Consider the following 23,610-nt stretch of genomic DNA (forward strand, 5'->3'; position numbering starts at 1 on the left):
AAAAAATTGAATGTATGGGACCGATATATGAACTATGCGTTAATACCAACTGTCAGGGAAAGAGAGGGGAGCAAGTGAAAGATCGAACACCCAAAGCGGACCCGCAGGTCCGAACGAACAAGGAGGTAAAACCGTTGAGACGTCCATTTCATACTATGGCTAGACTGCTGCTGGCTGTAGCGATGTTTTTTTCATTGATACCGGCACTACCGGCTTCCGCCGCAAACGGGGCTTTATTTTTCCATTTTTCTAATCTGAGCACAGATCCAAATTCGCCAACGCCCGAAAACCGTAGCTCCATCAAGGTGTCGGGCACGTATAACGGCGTTAACCCTAATACGATTTCCTATGAAATTAAGCGTTTTGATGATACGACGACGGGCGGAACGGGTGTTAAGCCGATTCTGGACGAAGCGGCCAACACATTCGAGTTCTTGAACGTTCAGTTGAATCAGGGCGTGAACAAAATTATCGTCTCGGGCATGAGCACGCAAGGGCAGCAAGTAAGCGCAACAGCCTATGTCAAGTTTTCGGATGTTCCGGCTGTTTATGAAGTCGCGCTGAGCGACGGCCGGGTTCTTGAGGAAAACAGCTCGAGACCTGTTGTCGTTACAACCGAAACGATCAGCATCTCCGTTAAGGCTACAAACGGTTCCAAAGGCGTGACCGTAAACGGACAGTCGATGTATCCAGGCGGCGGCGATATGTTCTATTCCGCAGGTATTCAATTGAAGAAAGGCGTCAACGACCTGGTCATCGTGGTTAATTCCGAATCCCGGACGCAGACCATCCATCGTCAGGTCGTATATCATCCGACAGGATCCTTGACGGCGAATGACCTAAGAATCGGCGGCACCAGCATTGACGGACAGGCTGTCGTAACAGGGAACGTCAACGGCACAATTACCGGTTATGTCGTGGTGGATGCTCCCGCTGCAGGTGCTACTCCGGTTCCGCCGGTGCTTGAAGTAGGGGTATTCCCGGTTGGGTCGACCGTACCGATTGCGAATTTGACAGCTACCGTGGGCCAAGCTTCCATTCTTAACAATACATTGATGTATCCTTTTACGACGAACGGAACTGTCAGCATTACGCAAAGCGGGGAGTACCTGGTCTACATTAAGGACACCGCAACCGGATATGATGTACAAAAGACATTCACGTATCGCGATGCCAATGCGCCGACGATCAAACAGGTCCACCAATTATATGGCGTAACCGAGAGCGGCAGTACGGTGTCTTTTAGCTCGCAATCGATTTTTCCAAGCAGCAACGACACGGTTCTAAATGAACTGCCTCTCTATTTAATGGTAGAACAAGTAAACGCGGGAACCGCCACGATTGAATCCAGTAAAGGCGCAAACATAGCTTCAACCTTTACGTATAACGGAAACACCGTATTTAAAATTACGAATTTGCCTTCCGGACAGCAAAATCTGATCATTAAGGTCAGCAACGGATCCGGCGTATCGGATACGAAGGTCATCCCGGTAACGTTCCTGTCCTCTTCCTATATTGATGTTTATAATCTGTACAACAACCAATTATTCAAAAACAGCACCGATTTCACTCAGGTGTCCGGCCGTATCGTGAATTACACCGGTACCCAAGGGCTAACTTTGTCCTTGAACGGCAACACGATTGATCTGCCGGTTAGCAGCAATGGCGAATTCAATTACGTTGAGTCCCCTCAAGCTGCAAATCGATTCTTACAACTGATTCCTGGGCCGAACACCCTGGTGGTAGCCGATAAAAGCGGTAAAATCTCGACCAAGCTGACACTGTTGTATTTCAGCGACAACCGCTCTGTTATTAAAAACATGATTCCATTCCCAGTTGGCTCTCCAACTTACTCCGATCCGGATAAATTGTTCATGGAAACCGATAAAAATGCTTTTACCACTTACGAGAAAGAAATGGGTCTTCGGTTCGAAGTCGATAATACGGATGAAGTGACCGTAACGCTAAGTCATCCTTCATCAACGATTTTTGCCGTGTTTACGCCAATTGGTGCTGGACAGTGGGATCTGACCGGCGGATCACTAAAAACACAGCTTGATGCAATTAACCCGTCGGATCGAGATATGTACTTCACCATTGAACAAGGCACGAGCTCTAATAACTTGCGTATTGTACTCAAAGAATTGTCTCTGCCTGAGGTAGGCTTGCAGGCCATTTCGATCGGGTCCCGCATTCAGTCCGTGACGACGACGGATACGATTGAAATCACGCGTGAACGTGCACCATATCAAGTCTTGTCACCGAAGCTGCCGAATGAAGGCGTCTTGAAGCAGAACTTCGTAGAAGTCAGCATTAAGGCAGAAGGAGCTGACTCTGTTACGATTGGCAAAGAGCAAATGGTGAAATCCGAGATCAGCGATATCTTCCGTTTGGAAGTTAAAAACCTGAAGAACGGCAAAAACACCATTAAGTTTACGATCGAACAAGGCAGCAAGAAGACGAATGGCCAAATTGTCGTGCAATATGTGGATGATGCAACAGAAGGCTCCCAATACAAAGCAAATATTTCGAAATCCGGCAAAATCAACGTTTTTAAAGGTGGACTGTCCTTGTCTGTGCCGAAGGGAACGGTTCTCCAGCAAGCGAAATCGAACCCGAAAGCCGAAGTACCGACCATTAACCTGCTTGGCGAGCATGACATTTTGTTCGGAATTGCGAACCAGATTGATGGACGTACAATTAAGGCATACAACCGCATTGGAGAGATCGAAAACGGGGTAGAGATGGATGGACGTCTTTCGTTGATCCCAGGCGACAGCGGCAATGCGTTCCGCTTCACGCCGGCTCCTCATTTCGGATATGCTTCGCCGCTGTACTGGCTGGATGCGGGCTCGCTGAACGCTTACAGCAGCAATGTTGAAGATTTCAACGTGAAGCAAGCTACGCATCCATACGCGAAGGGCCATGAATTCCATCAGCGCCTGATTCCGCAAAACTGGATGGAGCTTTCCCAGAAAGGCACTATTACACTAAAATATGATTCCGCGTTGGTTAATGCAGCTTCCGGCAACCTGGGTATCTGGTGGTACAACCCGTCCCAGGGCACTTGGACCAATATCGGCGGCAAGGTCGATTCCAAGAAAAAGACAGTCACCGCTACGTTTAAAGGTTTTGGTTATTATGCCGTCAAGTCGCTGCGTTACAGCTACTCCGATGCGATTTCACATAAAACGGCCCGGAACGATATTGAGCTGATGCTGGCAAGAGGTTATATGAAGGCGGCCAAGCAGGACGCATTCGGTGTATATGACCCGATGACCCGCGGTGAGTTCGCAACCATCGTTGTGAAGCTGCTCGATATTCCGCTGGATTACGATGTGCCGATTAACAACAGCTCGAACAAGCTGACCTTCGATGACATTTACCAGGAGACAATCCCGGCAAATGCCTTGTGGGATTATCGTTATATCGAAACAGCAGCACGGAAAGGGATCATCCGAGGCATTGCTCCGCGAAGCTTTGCGCCAAATATGGAGCTGTCAAGGGAAGAAGCGGCGAACATTATTGCCCGTGCGCTCAACCTGAAAATGGGCGAGATCGAGAAAGACAAGGCAACGCTACAGAAGCAGTTTGAGGATGTGGGCAAAATTAAGTCCAACTATTCTTATCCAGCCATTCTTGCCGTTTCAAAAGCAGGCATTTTGACTGGGGTTGCCAATAGCCTGAAAGAAGGCGAGAAAAAACCTACGTACAACTTTAACCCGGATGCAGTCATGAATAGAGCAGATACCGCAACTGTGGTGAAACGCATGATGAGCAAATTGAAGCTGTTATAAGCAAGATTTTGCTGATTGAGTTGAACGAGAGCATGCGCCTGAATTTTCCAGGTGCTGCTCTCGTTTTTCATGAACAGCTGTACGCCGTTGAAGTGGACTATGCTAGGACAGACATAAGCATTGAGCCTTCCGATAAGCGGTAAATAGAAGCGGTTACCAAAATCTATTTTTTGTAATTTCGCATGGAATACGCTACAATAGCGAAAGCACATACTATTTTTAGAGGGTGAAGATGAATTTATGAAGCCGATTTTATCCAAAGCGCAGCTCGACTACATGAAGGCGAAGACGAAATTCGAAGATAAAGCCAAAGTAATGGAGAAGAAAATTGAGCTGGCACGTGCCGCTCATAATGAGATAACACAAGAGATTATGGAGGGGCTCGTTCTAGAGACTGGTTTTCATGATTCCTTCAATGAACTTACCGTCGCCGAGAATGCGTTAATCGAATGGTCCCATACAACCATTAAACACGACAAGACATATCGTTCGAATAAAGCGGAGATCGATTTAATGTACAGCAGATTGAACCAGGATCCCGAGATGCGCGCAAAAATTATCCAGCTTGCCATGAAGATTCGATAGAGTTCAACAAGAGACGCCTTAAGGGCGTCTTTTTTTGCTGTCGTAATATGGAAAACTCTTGTTGTTAGAGGAAGTGTAGAAACTTCGAAAAAAAAAATTAAAAAAACTTTGCAACCCCCGCAACTTTTCGGGAAATTAAACGTTTATAATGTAGAACCCAATGAGGCAACCAAGTTTAACCTAAAGAAGAAACTTGTCTATAAATTAGAAAATTGTTCTTTACGGTACTGGGGACTCGTTGTATAATACCTAGGTAGGATTAGGAATCTATTCTAGTATGTAGTGTTCTCTCGCTAACAAGATTCTGTGATCATGTCACAGACATCATTTATGATTCATGCTCAACTCGGGAAAGGAGGTGCACGACATATGAGTGACAAGAGCTATCAAATTAAAGACAACAATCAAGTGATGATTCAAGGAGGAGAAAAAAAGGTTATGAAGAAAATTTTATCCGTAGCACTGTCTACAGCAATGGCATTCTCCATGTTTGCTTCTGTTGCATTCGGTGACGACGCACTTAACACGCAACAAAAGTATGACGTACTTAAAGAAGCTAAGATCTTCTCGGGCTATCCAGACGGAACTGCTGGTCTTGACAAAGAAATGACCCGCGCTGAGTTCGCGAAAGTTCTGGTTGGCATCATGGGTCTTGAGCCAATCCAAGGCAAAGCTTCCTTCAAAGATAAGAACTACAAAGCCAGCAAATGGCCAGCTCCTTATGTAGAAGCAGTTTACGCTGCGGGCATCATGCAAGGTAAGAACACAACGAAAATGATCTTCGACTTCAACGGTAAAATCACCGTTCAAGAAATGGCGAAGGTTCTCGTTGTTGCTCAAAAACTTGAAATCCCAACAGAAACAAACAACAACGCTTCTGACTGGGCTAAAGGTTATGTTCAAGCAGCTATCAACGCTGGTCTGGTAGACGCTAACACTAATCCAAAGGCTAACGCAACCCGTGCTCAACTGGTTGAAGTTGCTTACGACATCTACCTGTCCCAACAAAAGCCTAAAGTAGTTTCCTACGAAGTTACTGAGAGCGGTAAAGTTGTTACCTTCAAACTGGCTAACAACGAAAGTGTGAAGGTTGAGCTGGAAACTCCACTTAAAGCTAACACAGCTACTGAAGTGAAGTTCAAGCACAACAACTACGAGTACACTGAAAGTGTAACTTGGGTTGTGACTTCCGCAACTAAAGTTGAATCCGCGAGCTCCGTTAACCTGAAAGAGGTTGATGTAGTATTTGACGGTAAAGTTGATAAAGTTACCGCTACTGACAAGAACAACTACGTTGTAGATAACAACTCAAAAGGAATCAAATCGATTTCCTTGTTGGCAGATGGTAAAACTGCTCGCATCTTGCTGAACGAATCCAGCAAATTCACGCAAGGAACAACTTACAAAGTGGTTGTTAAAAACGTGAAAAACGATAGTGGCTCTGTATTGCCACAAGGAGAGGTTTCCTTCACTTCTTCCGACAACACGCTGCCTACAGTAACTGAAGTTAAAGCTTTGGGCACGAAGGTTATTAAAGTGACTTTCTCTGAGCCAGTTATTGCTCCATCCAGCAGCAACTTCCAACTGGATGACAAAGCGTTCGCTGGTTCTGTAACTCAAGGTGCAAACCAAAGAGAAGTTATCCTGAGAGACTACACAGGTGGAATTTCTGTCGGTGCTCACAAGTTGACGACTTCCCTTGTTGAAGACTATGCAGGCTTGAAATCTTTGGCTGACACCAAAGAATTTACAGTTGCCGTTGATACAGAAGGTCCGAAGGTTACTGAAATTTCCGCTACTCTTGAAAAAGTAACTGTAACATTCGACGAAGAAATCGATCCTGCTTCTGTAACAGAAGACAGCTTCTACTGGAAGTCTGGTGACAGCAAGAAAAAAGGTAAAGCGACTCAAATCGCCGCAAACGTATATGAAGTGGACTTCACTGCTAACCGTCTGCCAGGATATGAAACTACCCTGTTTGTTGAAGTTAAAGACTATTCCGGCAACGCAAATGCTGTGAAAGAGCATAAAGTTACGGCAAGTGTTGATTTGGTTCAACCTCGTGTAGTTGAAACTACATTTGGTGATGACAGAACAAACACGTTGACTGTTCGTTTTGACAAAGCGGTAGATGCTGCTGACAAAAAGTACTTCACTGTTAAAAAAGGTAACGACACGATTCCTGTGAAAGATGTTGTCGTAGCTGACGCTTCCAACAAAGTCTTCTATGTTAGCTTCTTCAGTACTCTTGAAGGCACTTATGATCTGAAGATTAAAGATGTAAAAGACAGAACAGCGTTGCAGAACACTATGGTTGAGTACAACGGCACATTTGTAGCTGCTGATCTTGCTAACCCAAGTGCTTCTTATGTGGATTACAACAATTCAACTCGTAAAGTTGCATTGCACTTTGGAAGAGAAATGGATATCTCGACTCTTCAAAGCAAAGCTAACTACTACATTGATTTCCAAAAGAACGGTGCTAACACCCAGAGAATTGCAATTCCGAGTGAAGTAAATGTGAATGTAGTTAATGGGGCTAAATCCGTAGTACTTCAGTTCCCAGAGTTCATTGATGGAACTAAAGTTTCGTTTGGAACAAACGGATCTGTTAAAGAAGTTCATGCAATTGGACTTAAATCTAAAACAGGTCAAGCGGTTTCCTGGACTAGCAAACCACTGACAGATGCGAACCAAAGTAAACTCGAATGGACAAAAGCAGTTCAAAAGGATGCTAAAACTTTTGAGCTTGAGTTCAATCAAGTAATTGCTTATGCAAGCATCAGTGATTTCACTGTTAATGGTTCTTACCCATCCGAAGTGAAAGTTGATGGAACCAACAAAGTAACGTTGAAAACAAGCAGTGAGTATCTGAATGGTGCAACAATCACTTTGTTTGCTAACAACTCCATTGAAACTTATTCCAATAACAAGCTGAACCTGAACGGTAATGCTGTGATGACTACTCAAAACACTGTAGCTCCTAAAGCAACTGGTGTTACTAAGAGAGAAGGCGCATCGTTTACTGTTACATTCTCTACTTATGTAGATGCTAAAAACGGTAACGTTGCTGATGTGAGAAATGACCTGATTCTAAGAGATCTTTCGAAGGATAATACTCCTATTATCTCTGCGACTGACTACACCACTTCCTTCTCTAGTAATCCAGAGGGTAACATTGTAGTTACGATTACTAACCCTGAATTGCTTAAAGCAAACCCTCCGATTTCGGTTAAGGTTCGTAAGGATGCTCAGTATATTGTAGCAAGAGGTTCAGATGTTAAAGCCGTGGAATCTGATGAGTTCACAGTTGCTGCTCCAACATCACCAGCTGTTGAGCCAGTTAAGGTAACAACAACAACATATGATGCGGCAACTTCTACATTGACTGTTAACGTGGATAAGACTCTGAAAAACATCGTTAATGGTAAAGTTTCGATTGCTACAAACAAAGGAACAACTTCTTATGATGCAGTATTGGCTGATAATGGAAATTCCTTCAAAGTAGTAGTTGGTAAAGAAGATACCATCAATGGTGGAGTGTTGACTGCTAGTGTTATTCTGGCAGATGGTACAACAGTTGATTTGAAAGGTAATATTAATTACTAAAATCGACTCATTAAAATAAAGCTTAGCTACTAAGCTTTGACACACCGGAGAACATACCGTTCCCCGGTGTGTTTTTTCTATTTACTCGTACACATGATCCTTAGTTTACAGTAAGGCTGTTCAGTACTTTTTTTTTCATTATAGTTATGTAGTATAGAAAACTTTAGGAGGAACAGAGGACATGAAACCTTATACGAAGGTTACCTTAGCTACACTGGCAATTGGGGCAGGGATATGGATTGGTGCCGTTTATAGCAATACGGCTACTGGCGCCAGCACCAGCCCCGGCACAGCCGATGACCCGGTCGTGACCAAGAGCTACGTGGATCAACAAATCCAAAAAGCGCTAAATGGTGGTGGAGGGACAACAACTCCAACAAACCCTACTACCCCAACGAACCCAACCACTCCAACGCAACCTTCCCAAGGATCGGATGAAGTGAAGAACGTTGCCTTGAAGCCTGGCAAAATTCTGATTGCTGATGCTGGTGCAGAATTTATCGTTCGTTCGGGTAACGCCGTTATTTACACCGAGGATTCCAACGGTGTTGCCGATCTGACGGATGGTAAGGACCTGCTCAATGGACAAGCTGCGCCGAAGAACCATTTGCTCTCCTTCCCGCGTGAAGGTCGTGGCATTCAGGTGAAGGAAGGGCAAAAGAACGGTCTCATTGTCATGGTACGAGGCGGCTATACCATAAAATAAAGCAATCAAGGGATGAAATATCTTGTTCAATTTCATCATGCCAAACGTTAAATGTGATAAACCGTCTTCCTATAATTATTGCCAGCAGTGACAAGCTTTAATACGTGTGCGTACCTTATATTAAACAAATAATACTTCTGTAATCACATTTACAGGAGGTGTTTCATTATGCCACGCAGCAATCGTAATCGTCAGGTTGTACCGGAAAGCCGTCATATGCTGAATCAGATGAAATATGAAATTGCCGCTGAGTTTGGTTTGAATGTGGGATATGGCAGTTCGAATGGAGCCGATACCGAATTCGGGTCAGAGCTTGGAGCAATCGGAGGCAGCTCGTCAAGCCGCCGTCCGGGATGGGGTCATCTCACTTCCCGTGAGAACGGATCCGTTGGCGGAGAAATTACCAAGCGCCTTGTACGAAATGCAGAGCAGAGTCTGTTCGGCAGATTGTAATGGCCTCATAACTTTTAGCTGATGTTTTGAAGGGACCAAGAAACAGATGCAAGCAAGGGAGTAAAATACTTCCGTAAAAGATTTCTAAAAGAAAGCTTCATCTGGAACAAGCCTGTGATCGTTCTTGAACTGGATTAAGATAAGTTGAGCAAAAGAAATACGAGGGAAATGCAAGAGTGTGAAATGATTTTGAAGAAAACGACAGTGGTCGCCTTTGTAAGAGGATTTCTACCACAATCGAGTTCAGTTAAATTAAAGAAATCTGCGAACAACAGCGATCGTAAGAACATTTCACACAGCTGCTCTACCTCGTTAAGTTCAACTTATTTATTCTGAGTAAGAAATTTAGGATCAACAGCGATTGTAGGAACATTTACGGACTTGCCTCGTCTTGAAAACATCCAAGAAAATCCTTGAAAACTGCCGGATAACTGGATTGACACCTGGTAACAAATACGTTAATATGCATGTTGAGGATTGTACATTTCAAACCTTTTCCTGTCGGAAAAGGTTCATTTTTTGTGTAGGACCTCTTGAATATTCACATACTATTTATATGGGAGGTTGATCTCATGTCTTTAACAGGGCGACGTTTATTTACATCAGAGTCCGTAACTGAAGGACATCCGGATAAAATTTGTGACCAGATTTCCGATGCGGTACTCGATGCATTTTTGGCTAACGACCCGAATGCGCGCGTGGCTTGCGAAGTCTCCGTTGCTACAGGTCTGGTATTGGTCATTGGTGAAATTAGTACAAAATCAGAATATGTGGATATCCCATCCATCGTTCGTAACACCGTGAAGGAAATTGGGTACACACGTGCAAAATACGGTTTTGATTCCAATACATGCGCGGTGCTGACATCGCTGAATGAGCAATCGGCCGATATTGCACAGGGAGTAAACGCTGCACTGGAGAGTCGTGATCCTTCCCAAGTGGATAAGGAAACCGAGAACATCGGTGCCGGCGACCAAGGCCTCATGTTTGGTTTTGCTACTAACGAGACGCCTGAGCTCATGCCGCTGCCGATCGCATTGTCTCACCGCATCGCTCGTCGCTTGTCCGAGGTGCGTAAGGACGGTACGCTTAGCTACCTGCGTCCAGACGGCAAGACGCAAGTTACGATTGAATACGACGGTGACAAGCCGGTTCGCGTGGACACGATTGTCGTATCGACGCAGCATGCTGAGGAAGTTACGCTGGAGCAAATCCAGAAGGACATCAAAGAGCACGTCATTCTTCCGGTCGTTCCAGCCGAACTATTGGATGCGGAAACCAAATATTTCATTAACCCAACGGGACGTTTTGTAATCGGTGGCCCTCAAGGGGATGCCGGTCTGACCGGACGTAAAATCATCGTCGACACCTACGGCGGCTACGCTCGTCATGGCGGCGGTGCATTCTCCGGCAAGGATCCTACAAAAGTCGACCGTTCCGCGGCTTACGCGGCCCGCTACGTGGCTAAAAACCTCGTCGCTGCCGGCCTGGCCGACAAATGCGAAATTCAGCTTGCTTACGCGATTGGTGTCGCAAATCCGGTATCGATCAGCGTGGATACCTATGGCACCGGTAAAGTCAGCGAAGAGAAGCTCGTTGAGCTCGTTCGCAATAACTTTGACCTGCGTCCAGCCGGCATTATCCGCATGCTGGATCTTCGCCGCCCAATCTATAAGCAAACAGCGGCTTACGGACATTTTGGCCGTACCGATATCGACCTGCCATGGGAGCGCGTAGACAAGGCTGAGGCTCTGAAGGAGCAAGCTCAAGCCAACTAAGCATCATCATTTGAAACAATGATTATTACAAAAAAGTAACTTTTTAAAAAGCTGATGCCTGCTAAGGGTATCAGCTTTTTTGGCTTAATTTATGGTAAAATAGGAAGGGGTTATATGACAAAACTGTCATTTTTGCACGAATATATAGTAGAATAGGACAGGGGATCCAATCCTACCAAAAAATCCACCTGTGAAATCAGAAAGAGTTGGTGTAGAATACGCCCAAGCGTTTTTTTATAACAAAATCGTAACTTTTCCTCAAAAATGAAGTCTATTAATTAGAGACTTTACATGTTCGGCATATGTGTTGAACAAAGAGATGGGAGAGTTACGATTACATGGCAAGACAGGGGAAAGCACTGAAGTCAAACCAAACGACAGTAGGTAAAAAATGGTTTATCGTTACGTTGGCAGGGGTCATCTGGGTGAGCCCCGTACTTAGCGGCAGTTTGCCTGTGATAGACAAGCTGTCACCAGCCTCCGTCGCCTATGCGGCAACGACGTCGGTCAAGAAGCTTGGAGAAGAGATTATCACCTCTGGTGCTGTATTGATGAAGTATCAATATACGAGCAGCACCGGCGCGAAATCGCTTGCCAATGTCGTCCGTGTCGACTTAAACAACCCGTATGTGAAGCTGGATGTGATGGCAGGCAAGGGGAACCAGTTTACAACAAGACAGAGCACAGGCGGTATGGCCAAGGAGCATGGGGCGGTTGCCGCGATTAACGGCGACTTCTTCATTACGAATCGCGAAGGGGCTCCAATGGGTCCTCAAGTGTCCAATGGCGATCTCATGTCCTCTCCATCCGCGCTGAAGGGAATGTATGCATTTGCCGTCACCAAGGATGGCAAGCCGATCTTGGATGAGTTTGCTTTTTCAGGAAGCATCACGGCTGAGAATGGAGCAACGTTCCCGCTCGCAGGCATTAACAAAACAGCTTACAACCCGGAGGGTACCGGATCGACCTTCAGTCATGTGAACGCAGCGTATTTGTACACTAGCGCCTGGAAGGCCATTGACCGTCCATTAAATAGCTCGACGACACCAACAGAGGTTATGGTAACGGACGGCGTCATTACGGACATATCCGTTATGGCAGGCTTGCCAACAGCAGTCCCGGAAGGCAGCTATGTTCTTCGTACTCACGGAGCAGCTGCCGAATTCGTGAAAAATAACCTGGAAGTCGGTCAGAAGCTGACGGCGGATTACACCCTAGTATCTAAAAAATCAGGTCAGAAGCTGGATCCTTCCTCACTCCAAATGATGATCGGCGGTCATACGATTCTGGTGGATAACGGCAAAGCCGCTTCGTTCTCCCGCAACGTCAACGATCTCGGCGGCACGCGTGCCCGGACGGCTGTAGGCTACTCGAAGGATGGCCGTTATGCGTATCTGATTGCAACCGAGCGCAATGACGGCAGCACGGGTATGACCCTGCAGCAGCTGCAGGATTTCATGAGCAAAATCGGGGTATGGAAGGGCATGAATCTGGATGGCGGCGGATCCACCACGATGGTCAATCGTCCGCTGGCCGAGATGAATACGGAGCTGACATTCCCTACGGAATACGGCACCACGCAGCGGAGCGTCGTAAACGCGCTCGGCGTGTTCTCCACGGCGCCTAAGGGCAACTTAAAGGGCCTAAAGGTTAGCGGCAGCAGCACGCTCCTGATCGGCCAGACAGGGTCGTATGAACTGAAGGGCTACGACACCTATTACAACCCGATTGATGCGGGATCCATCAAACCGACCTGGAAATCCAGCAACGGTAATCTGGCGATCAACGGCCAAAGCATTAAGGCAGTGAAGCCGGGCACATCCACACTGACTGCGGTTAGCGGCAGCACGAAGGCAATGATGCAGGTGAACGTACTGGGAGCCGATGATCTGGCAGCGCTGACGACGGCGGTATCCAGTGCGCCGCTTCAGGCAGGAACGAGCGTGTCCGTTCCAGTAACGGCTGTAACGAGATCAGGGCAAAGCCTGGAGGTTCCAAGCAGTGCGCTGAAGTGGGAATTCATCGGGTTTAAGGGCAGCGTCAAAGACGGCCGCCTGACCGTTACATCCGTAAACAGCAACACCAAGGTAGGATATGCGATCGCTAGATATGACGGCTTTAGCACGGTTGTCATTTTGTCCGCGGCCGGTGAGAGCACTTGGGAGAACTTTGAAAATGTAAGCTATCCGATCAAATTCACAACGAATGTGCCTGCCGTAACCGGTACGGCATCCATCGTGAAGGGAAGCGGAAGCCACGCCGACTCGAAGGTGCTGAAGCTGACCTATGATATGACCGGCGGGCTTGGACAGAAGATGTATGCATACGCCGAGTTCAACGGTACAACCGGTAAAACAATTCCGGCACAGGCAACGTCCATGGCGATCGACGTGGAAGGCGACAGCAGCCTGAACTGGCTCCGGGCTGAGCTGAAGGACAACAACGGCAAGACCGTTTATGTTGATTTGGCTAAGGCTATCGACTGGACCGGCTGGAAAACGCTGAATATCGACTTGACCGGTTACAATATCGCATTCCCTGCCCAATTGAAGCGCATGTACGTCGTGAACGTGGATGAGGGACAGGATGAGCGGGCCCTGACAGGCTCGGTATCCATTGATGATATACGGTTTACGATGCCGGCTGTTGCGGGCAACGAAGGTCTTCCGACAGGCAAGGCGGTCATGACGATCGGGCAAAAATCACTCGTGCTTAACGGCTCCAAGGTAGCGATTGATTCAGCGCCGATCCTGAAGAACGGAACGACGTATGTTCCGATCAAGCATGTGCTGGACGCCTTTGGCGGACAAGCAACGTGGAATCAATCCGCACAGCGGGTAGGCGTATTGAGAGGCGGCATGCTGCTTGAGCTGACCGTCGGCAAGAAGGAATTTATTTTGAACGGCAAGCGTCATTCGGCTGCTGTAGCTCCTATGGTTCAAGGGGGTAGGACTTTAGTCCCTCTTCGCCTCGTTTCCGAGCAATTAGGCCTTAAAGTAAAATGGGACAAGAACACGAAGACCGTTACGATCGAATCATGATATGGTATGATATGTATATGAAACGTTAGAAATGGAGTAGAGTGCGTGGATTATCAAGCCGATGCCATCGACCGTGTCATAAAGAATGCCATCAAAGTGATGGAGGACAGCAAATACCAGATGTTCGAAATTTTGGAGGCGTCTCGGCAGGAGCTCGTGTCTCTGAATCAGGAACTAAAGCGGACTTTGAAGGAAACGACGGAAACCTTGGAGAAAGTGGACCAGCTCGAACTGAACTATCGCCGTTCCCGGATCCGGCTGACGGAAGTCAGCCGGGATTTCGTCCGGTATAAGGAAGAGGACATCAAGCAGGCGTACGAGAAGGCGACACAGCTGCAGCTGGATCTCATGATCTACCGGGAGAAGGAAATGTATCTGAAGGCAAGACGGGATGAGCTGCAAAAGCGCGTCCGCAACGTGGAGAATTCCGTCGAACGAGCCGAATCGATCGGATCCCAGATGGGCGTGGTGCTGGAGTACTTGTCCGGTGAGCTGGGGCAGGTGTCCCGCATTATCGAATCTGCGAAGAACCGGCAGGTCATCGGTCTGAAAATTATCCTGGCCCAGGAAGAAGAACGCAAACGGATATCCCGGGAAATTCACGATGGTCCTGCACAGTTGCTTGCCAATCTGGTTCTTAGGACGGAAATTGTAGAAAGAATGCTAGCTAAGCAGGAATTTAAGATGGTGCAGGACGAAATAGTAGATTTGAAGGGGCAGGTTCGCTCTAGCCTGGAGGAAATGCGAAAGGTTATTTTTAATCTGCGTCCAATGGCACTCGATGATCTAGGATTAATTCCCACGCTGCGTAAATATGTGCATGATTTTGAAGAAAAATCCAAAATCCGCACGATCTTCGAAACGCGGGGGAAAGAGCATCGTCTCTCTTCTGCGATGGAGGCGGCCATCTACCGTTTGGTGCAGGAAGCACTTACGAATGCTGCAAAACATGCTTACCCGACTTATGTATTGGTGGAAATTACGTACCAGGCCCAATTGGTCAAGATTGTTGTACAGGACAATGGCCTGGGATTCAATGTCGACTTGCTGGAACAGAAGAGCAAGGACCACTTTGGGTTAATTGGCATGCGGGAGAGGGTAGAGCTGCTCGAAGGGAGAATGGAGATCGAATCTGCCGAGAATCAAGGGACGAAGATCATCATTCATATCCCGACGAACGTAGAAAAGGGAAAGGAGTAATGGGATGGAACACTTAGAAAACGAGAATACACTGATTAAAGTTTTATTAGCGGATGACCACCAGTTATTTAGGGAGGGTCTCAAGCGCATTTTAAATATGGAGGACGACATCGACGTCATCGGCGAATGCGGAGACGGCATCCAGGTGCTGGAGTTCTGCAACGAAGTGAAGCCGGATATCGTATTGATGGACATTAATATGCCGACCGAGAACGGTGTTCAAGCAACCGAAAAGCTGCGTGAAATGTTCCCGGAGATCAAGGTCATCATTCTTTCCATTCATGACGACGAAAGCTATGTGTTCGAGACGCTTCGTAAAGGAGCTAACGGATATCTCTTGAAGGATATGGAGGCTGAATCGCTGATCAACGCCATTCGTTCCGTACATGAAGGGTATGCGTTTATCCATCCGAAGGTGACAGGCAAACTGATTCACCAGCTCCGCCGCATGACCTACGTGAACGAGGCAGGCGCCATGGCTGAGAGCGGTACACGCGAGGCGGGCGTCAAGTTTGTGGCAGGGGAGAATAATCCGCTGACACGCCGCGAAGCCGAAGTGCTGAGACTGATGGCCGAGGGCAAGAGCAACAAGATGATTGGTGAATATCTGTTCATTAGCGAAAAAACGGTTAAAAACCACGTCAGCAGCATTTTGCAGAAGATGGAGGTTGACGACCGTACTCAAGCCGTTATCAACTCCATTAAATATGGCTGGGTAACGCTGTAATTTTCGCTTATTTGGAGCGCATGGACGAGTATAACTTAGGAGGGCTGCCTGGGCGGATTCCTTTCTTATGGAAAGCGAACGCCTTTTGAGCCGCCACGGCAGGTTTCGGTGTGGGCTGTTCGTTACATAACTGTCACCGTCCCTTCCATATCGGCATATAGTGTGGATATGAGAAGGAGGTGAGCCTCATGGTTGCCCATTTGCTGTGGATCCTTGCGGTGTACGGCATCGCTGCCCTTCTGGTTCATATTATTCACGCTCGCCATCTACGTAGAAACGGAAAAGACACCAAGCGGCGCATGCATTACGTGCTGATCACGTCCAACCATGAGCGGCAGGTGGAATGGTACTTGAGAGCCCTTTCATTATATGCTCTGATGAGCGGGACGCGGATTCGCGTCACCGTCCTTGATGACCAGTCGCATGACGATACGTTGCGGATTGTTGAACGATTAACGCCTATGTCCGGCATTGAGCTGGTGTACGGAACTTGGCGCTCCGGCAATTCGTCCTTACATGACACCAATGGGGAGTCGGGGGACCCCCCGATCATGACGATCGATCTGCGCAACCCGCTCGAGGCGATCCGGATTCCTTATGTCCAAGGATGAACGATCAAGATGCCGACTCGTCCCAAGATGCTTTGGAATAGAATACGAACACAAGAGGCGTGAAGCACACTCCGATTCCAGATGGAAGGAGGGTGCTTTTTTGCGTTGGGGAGAAAATTCAGGCTGCTGATGCTCTGGTCACGCGTCTGCGAATGGTATACATACAATCTGCCTGGCGGCAACGCCAAGCATCACTCGCTGCATGCCTCGCTCGGTACAGTGAAGATGGGGGATGGCAAATGCCTTCCGGTGGAATAGGCGTGGAATGGAATTTACGATCTCTAATATGGCTCGAGTTTTTGCATGGATGATTCCTCGTCGTGGTTTGGATTTATCAGAAACTTTAGCGGTGGAAAATGGAGGGTTTGTGGATATGCAGATGATTGTATATGCTGTCCGGACAACGGATGCATGGCGATGCTATCTCTCACTCGATATGCAGGTGGATTTGCAATGGTGGTATGGAGACGGAGAGGGGCAAAGAGAGATCAGCGACCGTCCGCATCGTATGGTTATCCTTGCTTCTTCGATCCCTCTGGGGTGGGCCGCCGTGATCCGGGATACGTTCAGACCGCTTCAAGAAATGGATCAATGGGGGGGAGACGAGTGGCAGGGCTATGTGGATAAAAAAATTGCAAGCTACATCAGCGAGGAGCCCGAGCGGAATCAAGCGAGATGGAGGACCGTCACGCAGGATGTTCGCGTGCTCGACGAGCGTGCAGTGCTGTCCGGCTGGACGCCAAGGGGCAGCGAGGAATGGAAGGCGCTGATGAGGCAGGCTGAGCAGCTTATCTGCGCCATCGAGGGCCGAGCCTTGCTTGCCGGCGAGATCGAGGCTCTTCTGACGGAAGCCGCCGGGGGCACCGGCGGCTGGCGCTCCGCGGCCCAGCTCGGCGTCCTGCTGGGCCGCCTGCGCATGGAAGCGGGGCTGGCGCAGCCCGCCCCGCGGGTGCCGCCCGGCCGGCTTCGCCGCGGCCGGGCCATGGCCCCCGCTGCCGGCGATGCGGCAGCGAGGCTCGAAGCCGCACGGCATGCGCCGCGTGCGGCTCGGCGGCTTGCGCCTATTGCGAGGCCTGCCTCGCGATGGGGCGCAGCCGCGCTTGCACCCTGCTGCTGCATGGCGCAGCAGGGCCGGCCGTGCGGGGCACGGCCGGGGGTTCCCCCACCGCGGCCCTGGGCCGGTGGGGGCTGAGCGCAGCGCAGAGCGCCGCCGCCGGCGCTGCGCTGCGGTTCTTGGCGGAGCCGCCCGCAGGGGGCTCCGCGGGGCCCGCCCGGTTTCTCATCTGGGCGGTCACCGGCGCCGGAAAGACCGAGATGATCTTTCCGCTGCTACAAGCCGTATTGGACGCGGGCGGGCGTGTCCTGGTTGCGGCCCCCAGACGTGATGTCGTTCTGGAGCTGGCCCCGCGGTTGTCCAGGGTCTTTCCGGACGAGCAGGTCATTACGTTGTATGGCGGCAGCCCCGAGCGATGGAAACGGGGGAGCATCACTCTGGCTACAACGCATCAGCTGTTACGGTTTCGGGAGGCGTTCGATCTCGTGGTCATTGATGAGATCGATGCCTTCCCCTACCATAACGACCCGATGCTGGCTTATGCCGCCCGGAATGCTTGCAAGAAAGAGGGGAAATACATTTACTTGTCGGCGACTCCTCCTGCTCCTCTCCAACGGGAGGCTGCCAGGGGACGATTGCCCCATGCCAAGGTTCCGGCCCGTTTCCATGGACATCCGCTGCCGGTTCCTCGGAAGCTGAAGATTTTCCCGGTGCACCGCTGTTTGCAACAGAGCCGGCTGCCGGTCCCCTTGGTGCGCAGTTTGAGAGCTTCGTTGTCGCGCGGGGCTCAGGTGTTCCTGTTCGTCTCCCGGATTCGCCATATTGCCCCGTTCCTTGAGCTGCTGCAGCAATCGATGCCGGACATGCCAATGGAAGGAACGTCTTCCGTCGATCCCGCACGTGCGGACAAGGTCATGGCTTTTCGCAACCGGGAGATTCGGCTGCTAGTCACGACAACGATTCTCGAGCGGGGCGTAACGGTACCGAAAAGCGACGTCTATATCGTGGATGCCAACAGCGATCTGTTTGACGAGGCCGCGCTCATCCAAATGGCAGGACGGGCAGGGCGATCGAAGGATGATCCGGCAGGGCGGGTGGTGTTCGCCGCTCCGCAATGGACCCGGAGCCAAAGCCTGGCCGTACGCCAGATCAAGCAGATGAACCGGATTGCGGGTAAAGGGGGTTACCTGCGGATAGAGCTTACATAGGGATTTTACGTGAACGAATGCGCGCGCGAATCGAATTTTTTGGAAGGAGACAATCGATGTGATTATGCATTCCCTCAAACAGATTCTGGATAAGGCTCACGGTTTTTTGGGAACGACTGCAGAGATTTGTTTTGCTTGCGGGAAAAGCGCTCCATTAAACCGGGAGTTCGCCGGTATATGCGATGCTTGTGCCAGAGCGATTCCCTGGATCGTCCGTCCCCGCTGCCTGGACTGCGGGAGGGCGATCGGGTGTCCGGATTGCAGCCGTACAGGGCCGAACGAACGGGCTTTTGTCCTGAATCGGAGCGCGGTTATGTATAATGGGCTGATGCGCGAATGGCTGGCCCAATACAAATATCGGGGAAATGAACGGTATGCCGGTTTGTTGGCGGGAATGCTGGCACGGGCTTATGCGCTTATGGAGCGGGAGCTCAGCCCTGAGGGGCGAGCACGTCATCTGCGGGTCGGGCAGATGAGCCGCTGGATGGTCCATGCCGTAACTTCGGTTCCGGTCAGCGATGTCCGGCTTCGGGAACGGGGGTTTAATCAGGCAGAGGCGATGGCAACGGGACTCGCCAGGCAGATAAAGGTGCCGTATCTTCGCCTGCTTCAGCGGAAAAGGCATACCGATAAGCAGAGCTTTAAAACCCGAATGGACCGAATGAGGGATATGGAGGACGCATTTGTTACGGGCCCGCATGTAATCGAGCTAATGTCTCGGGCTCTCGCAGCAGCTTCAGCGGAGAAGCGGATGAATAGGGTCCTGGACAGGGGCAATGATGCGCTGCTTCCACTTCGCCTTTTGTTAATCGATGATATTTATACTACCGGGAGCACGGTCCACGCCTGCGCGGAGGCGTTGCGAAAACATGAAAAAGCCCTGGGTCAACCGATAGAAGTTTATTGCTTAACTTGGGCCCGATCTTAAGAGGTTAGGATGGAGCGCATGGGAAATCTCATGATTTCTATATTCGGAAGATAGACGTAAGGCCTGATATCATGTAATCTAGGGGTATCAAAGGTTCTAGATAAGCATGGAGGTCGTTTAGCATGAATCTGGGGAATTGCCCTCGGTGCGGCAGATTGTATGCATTGAATTTTCGGGATATGTGTTCGGAATGCTTGAAAGAGATTGAGAAGGAATACGAGAAATGCGCTACTTATTTGCGGGAGCAGAAAGGCGCGACGATCCATGAAGTATCAGAGGCGACAGAGGTTTCGATCCGCCAGATTACCCGGTTTATCAGGGAAGGCCGGATATCGATTGCCAATGCGCCCAACATGGCTTATCCGTGCGAGGTATGCGGCACGCTGATCCGTGAGAGCAATATGTGCGAGTCCTGCAGGACAAGACTGACGCGGGAGCTTCGTCAAGCGGCTGAGACCGACCAGGAACATCAGCCCGGGTCCGGCAAAGGGAAAGAGACTTATCGCGCAGTCGATAAACTGCGTAAATACTAACTTTTGAACTATTAACTATGCTCCATTTCGTACCGATAAACTTAGTAAAGCTTATCGGTTTTTTATTTTAAGTGAGGTGATTGAACGTGAAGATTAACGAATCGGGACGCGTGAACGGCGTCAATTCGTATCAACGGAATATAGAATCTCGGGAGCTACAGCATATCGATAAGAAGAAACGCAAGAAAGACGAAGTATCGATTTCACCGGAGGCGATGGAACTGAGCGCACAAAGCAAGGTACAGGATCCGGAGCGTGCAGAGAAAATCCAGCGCTTGAAGGAAGCCGTATCTAACGGCACCTATGAAGTGCCGGCAGACCGTCTTGTAGATAAATTGCTCCCATATTTTCAAACCTACAATAAATCGGGTGAATCCAAGTGAGTGCAAGATCCATTATCGATTATATGAAGCGTCAGGACGAGCTGCACCGGCAGCTGATCGAGGCGGGGAATGATAAGAAGCAAGCCATTATAGCGAACGATGTGGAACGCCTGGCAGCAGTCATGAACAGGGAGAACCGCCTGCTGAAGCAGGTGGCGGAAACGGAAGCGCTGCGACAAGGCGCTGCAGAGGATTTTTTGCGCGAGAAGGGCATCCGCTCCCAGCTTCAGCTGACGGTTACTGAAATGACTCGTCTTGTATTTAACCCGGATGAGAAGACGGAGCTGTTGGATGTACAGCGTCAATTAATGGACAGGCTAACCGAGCTTAAGGAATTGAATCAGATCAACCGGGAACTGATTGAACAGTCCCTTGCATTTATAGACTACAGCCTGAATCTGCTGGTCAGCCGTCCAGAAGATGACATGCTATATCAGAATCCGAACCAGCCGAGTACGGCAGGCAAAGTCCGAAGCATGTTTGATACCAGGGCATAAGAAGAAAGGAATAGGTACGATGAGATCTACATTTCATTTGCTCGAAATCGGAAAAAGGGGCTTGATTGCCCAGCAGGCTGCGATTAACACGGCCGGCCATAACGTAACGAATGCCAATACCCCTGGTTATTCCCGGCAGACGACACGTCTGGTTGCATCTAACCCGATTGCCTTTCCGGGAATGCAGCGTTCGCAGGCAGCGGGCCAGCTCGGTATGGGCGTGGAAGCTGAGAGCATCCGGCGGGTACGCGATTATCTACTGGATATTGAATATCGGAATCAAAACACGAATTTGTCAACATGGAACGTTCAGCAGGAGACGCTTTCGAATATCGAGGGGATTTTCAACGAACCTTCGGAGAGCAGTTTAAGCGCAAGCGTTGCAGAGTTCTGGACTGCATGGCAGACGCTGAGCAAAAATCCGAGCGATACGGATTTATCGGCCCGCATGGCCGTTCAGCAGAAAGCGATCGCATTGACGGAGACGTTTAACCACATATACTCCCAGCTGGATACGCTTCGAAACAATTTGACTTCCCGCATCGACACCAAGGTGGAGGAAGCTAACAATTATATCGATCAGATTGCGGAGCTGACGCGAAGCATTAAACGGATCGAGGGTCTTGGCGACAACGCGAATGACCTGAGAGATAAGCGGGACTTACTGGTCGATCAGCTCTCCGTTCTCGGTAATGTCAGCGTGACCGAAACGGGGGATGTGTATCAGGTGACGTTCGGAAACCAGGTCGTAGTTGATGATATGGCGTCGACCCCGGTAACCGCAGCGATTGCTACTACGTTAACGGGCGGTGAGATTGCCGGCTACGTTACGTCCCGCGATGTTCATGTTGAAACGTACATCAACCAGCTTAACATTATGGCAAATACGCTCGCGACCGGAAAAGTGGAAGTGACACTTCCGGCAGGCACGATTCTGCCTCCAGGTGTCTCGATCCCGAATGCGGTGATGGATCCAACCAATCCGCGCAAGCTGGCCCAAGACACGAAGCATACGGTGGATGGTCTCAACGGACTGCATAAGCTGGGTTATACATTGAATGAACCGGCAACTGCCGGGACGGATTTCTTCGTGTCTGCAAACGGCGGGCCGATTACAGCGGGGAACATGAGATTAAGCGCCACCATCCAGGCAGATTTGAAGAACATCGCAGCGTCCCTACGGACCGAGATGAAGACGAACCCGGACGGTAGTACGGCTGAGGTCGTTCTAAAAGGGAATGGCGGCATGGCCTTATTGATTGCCGGCTTGTCGGAACGCACATTCAGCTTTAACCCGAACAACAATAACGGCGGCGTAACGGATGTTACAAGTTTTGAAGGATATTTGCAGTCGGTCATTTCCAAATTAGGTACGGACAGCAGTAACGCTAAGAAAATGGTGGAGAATGGGTCATTGCTTGTAGAGCACGCCGACACGCTCCGTATGTCGATCAGCAGCGTCTCGCTTGATGAAGAAATGTCCGATCTTATTCGCTTCCAGCATGCTTATAGCGCGTCCGCGCGCGTTGTTACGACAATCGACGAGATGCTGGATAAATTAATCAACAGTACCGGTGTCGTCGGCAGATAGGAGGAATGAACGATGCGGATAACGCAATCCATGATGACTAGCACCATGATGAGCGGACTGCAGGGTAACTATAAACGCCTGGACAAATACCAGGAGCAGATGATGACCCAGCGCCGGATCAATCGTCCTTCCGACGATCCGGTCGGCGTTGCCAGTGCTCTGCAATACCGCAGCCAAATTACGGCGACGACGCAGTTTGAGCAAAATGCGGAGGATGCAGACTCGTGGCTGAAGTACGGGGACACGGTCATGACCGAGGTTACTCAAATCATTCAGCGTTTATCGGAGCTGGCCGTTCAAGGTGGAACGGATACGGTGCCTAAGGATGCGCGTGAAAATATTGCTGCTGAGGTAGAACAGATGTATCAGCAGCTGATCTCCCTTGGCAATGCCCAGTTTAAAGGTAAATATATATTTAACGGTGAAAGAACAGATGAGAAGCCATTTCCCGATGATCCGATAGGAACGGCATACAAGCTAGACGACGGTGAAGTAAGGTATCAGGTTGGTGCGGGGATTACTGTCTCTGTTAATACGCTCGGAGAGCAAGTATTCGGTGCTCACGGTGACCCATCCGGTATATTTACCGTCGTGGATAACCTGAAAAAGGCCCTGCTCGCAGATGATACAGCCGGCATTCAGAATGCTATCCCGGCTTTGCAAAAAAACTTGGAGACAACCATTACGGCCCAGGCCGAAATGGGAGGAAAGCAGAATCGGTTGGAGTTTACACTCAGTCGGCTAGGCGATTTGAATATTAACTATATGGATCTCCAGTCTAAGGTGGAGGACGCCGATATTTCCAAGGTCATTATTGACCTGAAAACATCGGAAAGTATTTATCAGGCATCACTGGATACGATGGCCCGGATTATTCGTCCGAGCTTAATGGACTTCCTAAGATAAGGG

At 49.3% G+C, this 23,610-nt stretch carries 17 protein-coding genes and 1 pseudogene; all 18 read left to right on the forward strand.

Going from position 1 to position 23,610, the window contains the following annotated elements; genetic code table 11:
- The first annotated feature begins 134 nt into the window (after window positions 1-134).
- The 18 genes and pseudogenes from MKX76_RS25175 to flgL all read left to right on the forward strand — a co-directional run bounded on the left by MKX76_RS25175 (window position 135) and on the right by flgL (window position 23,607).
- The gene (locus tag MKX76_RS25175) at window positions 135-3,797 is read left to right on the forward strand and encodes an S-layer homology domain-containing protein (RefSeq protein ID WP_341034775.1); all 3,663 of its coding nucleotides are present in this window, start codon (window positions 135-137) and stop codon (window positions 3,795-3,797) included.
- Between the two features lie 240 nt (window positions 3,798-4,037).
- Window positions 4,038-4,382, forward strand: a complete 345-nt coding sequence (locus tag MKX76_RS25180; RefSeq protein WP_007133263.1) for a hypothetical protein — start codon at window positions 4,038-4,040, stop codon at window positions 4,380-4,382.
- A gap of 369 nt (window positions 4,383-4,751) precedes the next feature.
- Window positions 4,752-7,991 carry an S-layer homology domain-containing protein gene (locus MKX76_RS25185; RefSeq protein WP_341034776.1) on the forward strand — a complete coding sequence of 1,080 codons (3,240 nt, stop codon included), beginning with the start codon at window positions 4,752-4,754 and terminating at the stop codon, window positions 7,989-7,991.
- Window positions 7,992-8,172: 181 nt separating this feature from the next.
- Window positions 8,173-8,697 carry a hypothetical protein gene (locus tag MKX76_RS25190; protein ID WP_341034777.1) on the forward strand — a complete coding sequence of 175 codons (525 nt, stop codon included), beginning with the start codon at window positions 8,173-8,175 and terminating at the stop codon, window positions 8,695-8,697.
- A 168-nt stretch (window positions 8,698-8,865) separates the two neighbouring features.
- The gene (locus MKX76_RS25195; protein WP_341034778.1) at window positions 8,866-9,150 is read left to right on the forward strand and encodes an alpha/beta-type small acid-soluble spore protein; all 285 of its coding nucleotides are present in this window, start codon (window positions 8,866-8,868) and stop codon (window positions 9,148-9,150) included.
- 572 nt (window positions 9,151-9,722) lie between these two features.
- Window positions 9,723-10,928 (forward strand): methionine adenosyltransferase, encoded by a 1,206-nt coding sequence (gene metK / locus MKX76_RS25200; protein ID WP_007133259.1) that lies wholly within the window; start codon window positions 9,723-9,725, stop codon window positions 10,926-10,928.
- 338 nt (window positions 10,929-11,266) lie between these two features.
- Window positions 11,267-13,969 carry a stalk domain-containing protein gene (locus MKX76_RS25205; RefSeq protein ID WP_341034779.1) on the forward strand — a complete coding sequence of 901 codons (2,703 nt, stop codon included), beginning with the start codon at window positions 11,267-11,269 and terminating at the stop codon, window positions 13,967-13,969.
- 45 nt (window positions 13,970-14,014) lie between these two features.
- Window positions 14,015-15,169 carry a sensor histidine kinase gene (locus tag MKX76_RS25210; RefSeq protein ID WP_007133257.1) on the forward strand — a complete coding sequence of 385 codons (1,155 nt, stop codon included), beginning with the start codon at window positions 14,015-14,017 and terminating at the stop codon, window positions 15,167-15,169.
- 4 nt (window positions 15,170-15,173) lie between these two features.
- The gene (locus tag MKX76_RS25215) at window positions 15,174-15,896 is read left to right on the forward strand and encodes a response regulator (protein ID WP_007133256.1); all 723 of its coding nucleotides are present in this window, start codon (window positions 15,174-15,176) and stop codon (window positions 15,894-15,896) included.
- 188 nt (window positions 15,897-16,084) lie between these two features.
- Complete coding sequence (locus tag MKX76_RS25220) at window positions 16,085-16,507, forward strand: hypothetical protein (RefSeq protein WP_213615917.1); 423 nt, start codon at window positions 16,085-16,087, stop codon at window positions 16,505-16,507.
- A 105-nt stretch (window positions 16,508-16,612) separates the two neighbouring features.
- Window positions 16,613-16,765, forward strand: a complete 153-nt coding sequence (locus MKX76_RS25225) for a hypothetical protein (RefSeq protein ID WP_210093990.1) — start codon at window positions 16,613-16,615, stop codon at window positions 16,763-16,765.
- Window positions 16,766-16,880: 115 nt separating this feature from the next.
- A pseudogene (locus MKX76_RS25230) lies at window positions 16,881-18,769 on the forward strand (DEAD/DEAH box helicase).
- Window positions 18,770-18,833: 64 nt separating this feature from the next.
- Entirely contained in the window at window positions 18,834-19,697 is an 864-nt protein-coding gene (locus MKX76_RS25235; RefSeq protein WP_341035077.1) for a ComF family protein, read from the forward strand.
- 122 nt (window positions 19,698-19,819) lie between these two features.
- Window positions 19,820-20,230 carry a TIGR03826 family flagellar region protein gene (locus MKX76_RS25240; RefSeq protein WP_341034780.1) on the forward strand — a complete coding sequence of 137 codons (411 nt, stop codon included), beginning with the start codon at window positions 19,820-19,822 and terminating at the stop codon, window positions 20,228-20,230.
- 86 nt (window positions 20,231-20,316) lie between these two features.
- On the forward strand, window positions 20,317-20,613 hold the full coding sequence (flgM, locus tag MKX76_RS25245; protein WP_028405620.1) for a flagellar biosynthesis anti-sigma factor FlgM: 297 nt from the start codon (window positions 20,317-20,319) through the stop codon (window positions 20,611-20,613).
- Window positions 20,610-21,110: a flagellar protein FlgN gene (locus MKX76_RS25250; RefSeq protein ID WP_007132307.1), complete on the forward strand. Its 501-nt coding sequence runs from the start codon at window positions 20,610-20,612 to the stop codon at window positions 21,108-21,110. The genes flgM and MKX76_RS25250 overlap by 4 nt, the downstream gene beginning before the upstream one ends.
- A gap of 19 nt (window positions 21,111-21,129) precedes the next feature.
- The gene (gene flgK / locus MKX76_RS25255; RefSeq protein WP_341034781.1) at window positions 21,130-22,701 is read left to right on the forward strand and encodes a flagellar hook-associated protein FlgK; all 1,572 of its coding nucleotides are present in this window, start codon (window positions 21,130-21,132) and stop codon (window positions 22,699-22,701) included.
- Between the two features lie 12 nt (window positions 22,702-22,713).
- Window positions 22,714-23,607 carry a flagellar hook-associated protein FlgL gene (gene flgL / locus MKX76_RS25260; protein WP_341034782.1) on the forward strand — a complete coding sequence of 298 codons (894 nt, stop codon included), beginning with the start codon at window positions 22,714-22,716 and terminating at the stop codon, window positions 23,605-23,607.
- The last annotated feature ends 3 nt before the right edge of the window (window positions 23,608-23,610 follow it).

Origin of the sequence: Paenibacillus sp. FSL R5-0810, assembly GCF_038002285.1 — a bacterium.
GTDB classification, from domain to species: domain Bacteria; phylum Bacillota; class Bacilli; order Paenibacillales; family Paenibacillaceae; genus Paenibacillus_AQ; species Paenibacillus_AQ lactis.